At 61.3% G+C, this 8376-nt stretch carries 7 protein-coding genes (1 of these 7 only partly in view); 5 read left to right on the top strand and 2 right to left on the bottom strand.

Features of this window, described 5'->3' with window-relative positions; all coding sequences use genetic code 11:
- Positions 1-744 carry the 3' portion of a TlpA family protein disulfide reductase gene (locus IPK70_11270; protein MBK8227743.1) on the top strand. It extends 630 nt beyond the left edge of the window, so only the last 744 of its 1374 coding nucleotides appear in the window; the start codon falls outside the window, past its left edge; it ends in the stop codon at positions 742-744.
- Here IPK70_11270 and ispE read toward each other — a convergent pair.
- Complete coding sequence (ispE, locus tag IPK70_11265; GenBank protein ID MBK8227742.1) at positions 733-1602, bottom strand: 4-(cytidine 5'-diphospho)-2-C-methyl-D-erythritol kinase; 870 nt, start codon at positions 1600-1602, stop codon at positions 733-735. The genes IPK70_11270 and ispE overlap by 12 nt on opposite strands.
- Positions 1603-1652: 50 nt before the next feature.
- Between ispE and IPK70_11260 the strand changes: the two genes are divergently transcribed.
- The gene (locus tag IPK70_11260) at positions 1653-2636 is read left to right on the top strand and encodes an acetyl-CoA carboxylase carboxyltransferase subunit alpha (GenBank protein MBK8227741.1); all 984 of its coding nucleotides are present in this window, start codon (positions 1653-1655) and stop codon (positions 2634-2636) included.
- On the opposite strand, the gene IPK70_11255 is transcribed toward IPK70_11260, so the two are convergent.
- Entirely contained in the window at positions 2633-3925 is a 1293-nt protein-coding gene (locus tag IPK70_11255; protein ID MBK8227740.1) for a hypothetical protein, read from the bottom strand. The genes IPK70_11260 and IPK70_11255 overlap by 4 nt on opposite strands.
- Positions 3926-4129: 204 nt before the next feature.
- Between IPK70_11255 and dnaB the strand changes: the two genes are divergently transcribed.
- The 3 genes from dnaB to purB are packed head-to-tail and all read left to right on the top strand — an operon-like array spanning position 4130 to position 8334.
- Positions 4130-5674 carry a replicative DNA helicase gene (dnaB, locus tag IPK70_11250; protein ID MBK8227739.1) on the top strand — a complete coding sequence of 515 codons (1545 nt, stop codon included), beginning with the start codon at positions 4130-4132 and terminating at the stop codon, positions 5672-5674.
- Positions 5675-5690: 16 nt separating this feature from the next.
- Positions 5691-6929 (top strand): asparagine synthetase B, encoded by a 1239-nt coding sequence (locus tag IPK70_11245; GenBank protein MBK8227738.1) that lies wholly within the window; start codon positions 5691-5693, stop codon positions 6927-6929.
- Between the two features lie 37 nt (positions 6930-6966).
- Positions 6967-8334, top strand: coding sequence for an adenylosuccinate lyase (gene purB, locus IPK70_11240; GenBank protein MBK8227737.1), 1368 nt, complete (start codon positions 6967-6969; stop codon positions 8332-8334).
- Positions 8335-8376 lie beyond the last annotated feature (42 nt).

Below are 8376 nucleotides of genomic sequence, written 5' to 3'. Positions count from 1 at the left end.
ATCCGCGATGCAATGGACTGGAGAGACGCTTCCCTGACCAGATGCACGGTCTACTCCAAAGCCATCATGGCCATACTTCAAGCTGCGACTCCAGCTGCACCATACACGCTCGCAGCTGCTTCGGATTCAATTCTGGCATGGGCCTCCTTGGATACTGCATGCTGGTCCTTCGCACGCTGGCAGCTCGTGGATCTATTCGCCACGTATGGGCCGGAGGAAGTTGTGCAGCACTTGGTTGACCGTTACGTGACCGGGCCATTTACGATCGCGCCCCCGGATAGCCGATTGATTGGTCTTGTGGCCGCTCAACTCAAGGTGGCGATCGGTTCAAGCGCCCCCAATGTGGAGCTGCCCTCCCCTATCCATGGCCACACGGATGAACTTTCCGCGCTGGTGCAGCCCTACCCCTGCACGGCGCTTTTCTTCTACTCAAGCACTTGCGACCATTGCCACGAGCAGATGCCATTGCTCAATGAGCTCTTCACCCGCTTCAATGGCAAAGGGCTGAACATCATCGGCATAGCCATCGACGATGATGAGGCTGAATTCCGCTCGAACATAGCCGAGCGAGGCCTGCTCTTCCCTTGCTATTCAGAGCTGCGCGGATGGGGATCTCCGGCTGCCAAGGCTTTCGCCGTGCGCGCTACCCCCTGGTTCGTGGTGCTCAGCCGCGAGGGGCGCATCCAAGCGAAGCCGCACGATGCGCGTGAACTGCAAGACCTCCTGCCCGGATTACTCCCCTAGAGATAGCACCCACGCGCTGAAATTGACCGGCCATTCCAACAAAGCCGGCCGGTTGCCGAAAATGCCGAATACTGTAGAGCCAGAGCCGCTCATGGCCGCATGCATCGCACCTGCCCTGAGCAGGCGATCGATGGCGAAGGCGATCTCCGGATGCTTGCGGCTTACAACCTCCTCCATGGTGTTCGGAGCTGAGGAACGCCACTCGCTCATCGGCCTGTTCTGAATCGCTTCATCGAGGTGCGCAGATTTCCCGGTGGGTGTGATCATCGAGAACGCTTCGCCAGTTGGAACGTGGATGCCAGGATTCACCAAGTAGATCCAGTGCCGCCGGAATTCGACTGAGACCGGGGTCAGCAGCTCGCCCCGGCCCATGGCCAATTGCGCTCGATTGTTCAAGAAGAATGGGCAGTCGCTGCCCAGGGCTGTGGCCATTTCCAGCATCTCTTCGCCCGTAAGGGCAAGACCGAGAAGCTTGTCCATCAACAACAGCGCATTGGTTCCATCGCTGCTGCCGCCTCCCAAGCCTGCACCAGCCGGAATCCGTTTATGCAGATGCATCCTGAGCCCGGGCAACGAACGGCGCTCAGCCACCAACGCATGTGCACGAACAACAAGATCATTCCGTGCATCACCTGCTAAAGGCACACCTGAGCGCCCGAAACGAAGACCTCCAGGACCGACGCTCTTGTCGGCGATTGCCTCCAAGGCATCGCAGAGCGGAATCGGCACAAGCACGCTCTCGATGTCGTGATAGCCATCCGGGCGCTTACGAACCACGTTCAGGCCCAGGTTCACCTTAGCTTGAGGGAAAACGATCATGCCTTGCTGGAAGTCGGTCCGAAGGTACCCGTGGCGCATGAGCCCCATCCGACCATCCTTCTACCTTCGTCCGCCCAAAGCCTGAGCGCATGGAGACATTCCTCGAATTCGAGAAACCCATTCAGCATATCATCGAGCAGATGGATAAGCTGAGAGAGGTATCCGCACAAGGCAATGTGGATGTGACCGCCACGCTGAAGGACCTGGAGAAGAAGCTGCGGGAGACGCAACAGTCGATCTACGCCAAACTCACGCCATGGGAGCGCGTGCAGGTCAGCCGGCACCCGGATCGGCCGTACACGTTGAAATACATCGACCACCTTTCCGACGGCAGTTTCATTGAGCTGCACGGGGACCGCACCGTGAAGGATGACAAGGCCATGGTCGGCGGCTTCGGGCTCATGAACGGCCGGACGGTGATGTTCATCGGCCAACAGAAGGGCATCAATACCAAGATGCGGCAGTACCGGAACTTCGGCATGGCCAACCCGGAGGGCTACCGGAAAGCGCTTCGCCTGATGAAGCTCGCAGAGAAGTTCAACAAACCAGTGGTCACGTTCATTGATACCCCAGGCGCCTTCCCTGGGCTGGAGGCCGAAGAGCGAGGGCAGGGAGAAGCCATCGCCCGCAACCTCTTCGAGATGGTGCAGCTGCGCGTGCCGGTGATCTGCGTGATCATCGGTGAAGGCGCGAGCGGCGGCGCGCTGGGCATTGGTGTAGGGGACAAGGTGCTCATGCTCGAGAACACCTGGTACAGCGTGATCTCACCTGAATCGTGCAGCTCGATCCTCTGGCGGAGCTGGGATTTCAAGGAGCAAGCGGCCCGAGCGTTGAAACTCACAGCGGAGGACATGCTCGCGAACAAGCTTATTGATGGCATCGTGAAAGAGCCTCTTGGGGGCGCTCACGCCGATATTGATGAGGCCTGCCGCTTGGTGAAAGCCGAGGTGAACAAGCAGCTCGACAAGCTCCTGAAAGTCTCACCCGAGAAGCTCGTTGAACGGCGCATCGCCAAGTTCTGCAACATGGGCGTTGTGCTGAAGGCCAAAGGCCAGAAAAAGGCCAAGGCCTAGCGGTTCAACTGCAGCAGCACTTGGCTGATGGGGTGCGGGGCCGGCAGTGTGCTCACAATGGTGCCGAGCAATGGATCAAACGCGATGGCGGTGTTCCCGGTTGCGGCGAGCACCGCACCGCTAACGGGGTCGAAGGTTAGCCCATGCGCCGGGAGTCCTGGCAGGATGGGCGTTGCCGCTGCTGATGGATAATCGAAGCGATGAATGCCACTGGCGAGGCCGACCGCATAGAGCCCGCCATCCACGCGCGCTGCACAACGCATCTCGTCACCGGGGAAGACTCTCATGGTGAAGGCTCCGCCGAGCGTTGCGCTCACCTCCTGGATCACACCGCCCGCAGCCGTGTTTCCGAAGAGCAGGAAGCGCTGGGCATCGACCGCGAAGAGCGCTACAGCCCGCGCATCGGAACTGAACTGGGCGAGCACCGCGCCCGATGAGCCGCCCATGCGCACCAACGAGCTCTGCTGAGCGACCTGGTCGAATGCAGCGCAAACCACAGCATCACCGATGGTCGCAACCGCATCGCCTGCGCATCCAACTGGAAGTGCGGCCGTGAAAGCCGCCGCACCATCCAATGTGAAGCCGCGCACCACGCCATCAGCGCCGCAGGCGAAAATCCGGTCAGCTTGCATATCGCGGGACAAACAGGTGAAGTACTGCGGCCAGAGCCCTGGATTGGGCATGATCGGACTCATGGCACCCGTGGAGATCCGCCTGCGCTCCAACGGGGCGGCCGCAGTGCCCGCCGTGAAGAGGTGGTCGAGGCCGACGGCGGCACCTGAGAATTCCGAAAGGCCGGCGAAAACAGAAGCTCCGCCGATGCTGTCGATCCGAGTGATGATGCACGGTGGTGGGCCTGTGGCAAGCGGCACCAGGAACATGGACCGCACGCGCAATGGTGCGGCCTGCACGGTGATGCTCACGAAATCGCGTGCATCGTTCGTGCCGTCGCTGGCGATGGCGGTAATGATGCAGGGGCCCGACTCAATCCGCTCGCTGAGCAGCGGTAGATCGATGCTGAACTCACGGGATAGCGCACCGATGGTGACCGTGACGGAAGGGGTCACGGGCACTCCGTCCACATCTGCCAGCAGCACGGAGACGCTTTGCACACCAATGTCATCGCTCACTGACAGGCCCACTGTGAGCGTATCCGGAATGCCCACGCTGAAACCGGCACCAGGGCTGGTGATGCGAACGGTCGGCGGGCTGGAGTCCTTGTCCTTGCGGCATCCTGATGCCAGTACCGCTGCGCAAGCCGCCAGCACCATGCATTGTTGATAGCGCATGCCCGCAAGATACCGGCTGGCTGCGCGGAGCGGATGCGTGAAAGAAATTCTCAACAGCCTGGAATGTTGATCCAATGGCGGATCAGTGTTGATACTTCACCCGCCAAGGGTGGTCACCGCGGCTACTTTTGACGCCCTTCCGCCCAGGCGTGGGACGCGACCTCGACGGCGCGGCTCCTCTCCCAAGCGTCAACATACAGGACCATGGCCGACCTCTCACCTTCGCGCACGCAAGGCCGATTGCGTGGTGGCCCAAGACGCGATTCGTCCTCCGCCCTGCTGGCCTCCGCGCTGGAAGCTGGCAAACTGCCGCCACAGGCACCCGAGCTTGAGCAGGCCGTACTCGGCGCGCTCATGCTGGAGCGCAACGCGGTGAATGAGGCCATTGACATCCTGCAGGCGGAGAGCTTCTATGTGGAAGCGCACAAGCGCATCTTCAACGCGATCCTGGAACTGTTCCGGAACGATCAGCCCATAGACATCCTCACGGTCACCGAAGAGCTCAAGAAGCGCGGGGAGCTCGATGCGGTGGGCGGCGCTTTCTACATCAGCCAGCTCACCAGCAAGGTGGCCAGCAGCGCCAATGTCGAGTATCACGCGCGCATCATCAGCCAGAAGCACATCCTGCGCGAGCTCATCCGCATCAGTGCCGATACCACGCGCGATGCCTACGACGACAGCGCCGATGTCTTCGACCTGCTCGACAAGGCCGAACAGGACCTCTACGCCATCACCAGCGGCAACCTCAAGCGGAACTATGAGCCGATGAGCGACCTGATCCAGGACGCCATCGCGAACATTGAGAATGCCAAGAGCAAGACCGGGGGCGTGAGCGGCGTGCCCACCGGTTTCACCAACCTCGACAAGCTCACCGCCGGCTGGCAGCGCAGCGACATGGTGATCGTGGCGGCCAGGCCGGCCATGGGAAAAACCGCTTTCGTCCTCAGCATGGCGCGCAACATCGCTGTGGAGCATAAGAAGGCCGTGGCCGTGTTCAGCCTGGAGATGAGCAGCACGCAGCTCGTCACCCGTCTGATCGCCAGCGAAGCCGGCATCAGCAGCGAGAAGCTCCGCAAAGGCGAGCTGAACGATCAGGAATTCGCCATCCTTCACCAGCACATCGCGCGCCTCACCAACGCGCCGATCTACATCGACGACACGCCTGCCCTCAACATCTTCGAGCTGCGCGCCAAGGCACGCCGCCTCAAGAGCCAGCACAATGTCGACCTCATCATCATCGACTACCTGCAGCTCATGACCGGCGGGGGCGACAACCGTGGCGGCAACCGTGAGCAGGAGATCAGCAGCATCAGCCGCAGCATCAAGAGCATCGCCAAGGAGCTTGATATCCCCATCATCGCCCTCTCGCAGCTGAGCAGGGCGGTTGAAACACGGGGCGGCGACAAGCGCCCCATGCTCAGCGACCTGCGCGAATCGGGCGCCATTGAGCAGGACGCCGACATCGTGTGCTTCCTGTACCGCCCCGAGTACTACAAGATCTATGAGGATGAGCACGGCAGCACCATGGGCATCGGCGAGGTGATCGTGGCCAAGCACCGCAATGGCGCGCTCGATACCGTGCGCCTGCGCTTCATCCCTGAACTCGCCAAGTTCGCCGACTTGGACACCATGCCGGGTAACTTCGCCGTTGATGGCACGGGATCGGACGGCGGCGCATTCCGCACCGTTACCCGGCCCAGCCGCATGAACGATGATTTCGGCAACGACGATCAGGACGCTCCTTTCTAGCAGGCCAACCGCGCTCCTGCTCGCCTTGGCCCTTGCGCTTCCGGCGCTGGCCACCAAGCTTCTCATCCCTATGGATGACTCGCAGCGCGACCACTTGAAGGCCTATGGTGTCGCGTATTGGACCCTCCAACGCGATGTGCCGGTGGAATGGCTGCTCAACTACCGCGGAGGCAGCTTCCTCATCGAGCATTTCCAGGTGATCGAGCAAGAGCTCAAGGTGCGGGGCGTCACCTTCCAGGTGATCGCCGACGCCCAAGCCATCGCGATCCTCAATGAGATCGCCGACCCTGAGGTGAACATGGAGGCCGTGAAGCTCGAGAAGGCGCCCAAGATCGCCGTGTATGCTCCGGAGGGCTTTCAGCCGTGGGACGACGTTGTGGCGTTAGTGATGAAGTATGCCGAGATCCCTTACGAGCGCATCTACGATCCGCAGGTTATCGCTGGCGTCCTGCCGAAATATGATTGGCTGCACCTGCATCACGAGGACTTCACCGGCCAGTACGGCAAGTTCTACGGCAGCTACAGCAACGCGCCCTGGTACCGGGCGCAAGTGGAGGAGAGCGAGGCCATGGCTGCCCAGCTCGGCTTCGCGAAGGTGAGCCAGATGAAGCTCGGCGTGGCCCTGAAGATCCGCGACTACGTTGCCGGAGGCGGCTACCTCTTCACCATGTGCTCCGGCACCGACAGCTACGATATCGCCCTTGCCGCGGAAGGCGTCGATATATGCGCCTCAGAGTTCGATCACGACCCCATCGACCCCGCCTGCCAGAGCAAGATCGATTTCCATCGGAGCCTCGCCTTCCGCGACTTCAAGCTCATCACAGACCCGATGATCTATGAGTTCAGCGACATAGACGCCACCGATATCCACGGGCGAATCGGCCAGCCCCGCGATTTCTTCACCCTCTTCGACTTCAGCGCCAAGTGGGACATCGTCCCCACCATGCTCTGCCAGAGCCATGAGCAGGTGGTGCGCGGTTTCATGGGACAGACCACGGCCTTCCGCAAGGATCTCGTGAAGCCAGGCATCACCGTGATGGGTGAGAACAAGGCGCAAGGCACCGTGAAGTACATCCACGGTGAATTCGCGTTGGGGCAATGGACGTATTACGGAGGCCATGACCCGGAGGATTATCAGCACATGGTCGGCGACCCGCCCACCGACCTGAGCCTGCACCCGAACTCCTCGGGCTATCGGCTCATCCTGAACAACATCCTCTTCCCTGCGGCGCGAAAGCGCAAGCAGAAGACCTGAGCGGCTGAGCACCGGCGCTACCTTCGGGACCTTTTCCATGGAACTGGACCCTCTCACCGCCATCTCCCCCATCGATGGCCGCTACCGCGACCGCACCCGCCAACTGGCGCAATGGTTCAGCGAGCAAGCCCTGATGCGCTACCGATTGCGCGTCGAACTCGAGTACTTCGCCTTCCTGTGCGAGCTTCCCTTGCCCGAATTGGCAGGCACCTCACTCGCCAAATTGAAGCCCGTGCAGGAGCGCGTGGCCAACCTGAGCACCAGCGATGCCCAGCGCATCAAGGACATCGAGAAGGTGACCAACCACGATGTGAAAGCAGTGGAGTACTTCCTGAAGGAACGGATCGACGAAGCCGGCCTCGGCGCACAGAAGGAGTTCGTTCACTTCGCCCTCACCAGCCAGGACATCAACAACACGGCCCTGCCGATGATGCTGATGGACTTCCTCCGGCAGGGATACCTGCCGGCGATCACCGCTGTGCGCGATGCGCTGCATGGCCTCGCGCTCGAATGGTCGCAGGTGCCCATGCTCGCACGCACCCATGGCCAGCCTGCATCCCCGACCCGGCTGGGAAAAGAGCTGCAAGTCTTCGTGGAGCGCATCGATCATCAGCTGCGCTTGTTGAACGATGTCCCCTTCAGCGGGAAATTCGGTGGCGCCACCGGCAACTTCAACGCGCATCACGCAGCCTATCCGGAGATCGATTGGGTGGCGCGCGCCGATGAATTCCTGGAGAAGCGGTTGAGCCTGAAGCGCCAGCAGTTCACCACGCAGATCGAGCACTACGACCACCTCGCAGCGCTCTTCGACGCGATGCGCCGCGTGAACACCATCCTTACGGACCTCTGCCGCGACGTGTGGCAGTACGTGAGCCTCGATTACTTCCGTCAGCGCACGAAGGCAGGGGAGATCGGAAGCAGCGCCATGCCGCACAAGGTGAATCCCATCGACTTCGAGAATGCTGAAGGGAACCTAGGCCTGGCCAATGCGCTCTTCGGGCACCTCAGTGAGAAGCTGCCCATCAGCCGCCTGCAGCGAGACCTTACCGATAGCACGGTGACACGGAACATCGGTGTGCCCATGGCCCATACCATGCTCGCCATCGACAGCATCCGCAAGGGACTCGGCAAACTGCTCCTGAACGAAGAAGCCATCGCGCGCGACCTCGATGCCCAATGGCCGGTCATCGCCGAAGGCGTGCAGACCATCCTGCGGCGAGCCGGCTACCCCCAACCCTACGAGCGCCTAAAGGAACTCACTCGGGGCAAGGAGCGGGTCACCGCAGCGGACATGCGCGCCTTCATTGACGGCCTCGATGCGGCAGAAGACGTGAAGGCGCGACTGCGCGCGCTCACTCCCCGCAACTACACCGGCATCGACTTGCTGGGCCGTGTGATGCCGTGATGCAATCCGTGCTGCGCCTGGAGCGTTGGACCCACATGCCGT

It is taken from the genome of Flavobacteriales bacterium (assembly GCA_016712535.1).
Taxonomy (GTDB): Bacteria; Bacteroidota; Bacteroidia; order Flavobacteriales_F; family PHOS-HE28; genus PHOS-HE28.
Note: the sequence above shows the minus strand (reverse complement) of the source record. Positions and strands in the feature narration are given on the sequence as shown.

What these genes read in the sequence shown, in the direction of transcription:
- ispE (MBK8227742.1), bottom strand. Translation starts at nt 1,602, where the DNA reads ATGCGCCACGGGTACCTTCGGACCGACTTCCAGCAAGGCATGATCGTT.
- IPK70_11260 (MBK8227741.1), top strand. Translation starts at nt 1,653, where the DNA reads ATGGAGACATTCCTCGAATTCGAGAAACCCATTCAGCATATCATCGAG.
- IPK70_11255 (MBK8227740.1), bottom strand. Translation starts at nt 3,925, where the DNA reads ATGCGCTATCAACAATGCATGGTGCTGGCGGCTTGCGCAGCGGTACTG.
- dnaB (MBK8227739.1), top strand. Translation starts at nt 4,130, where the DNA reads ATGGCCGACCTCTCACCTTCGCGCACGCAAGGCCGATTGCGTGGTGGC.
- purB (MBK8227737.1), top strand. Translation starts at nt 6,967, where the DNA reads ATGGAACTGGACCCTCTCACCGCCATCTCCCCCATCGATGGCCGCTAC.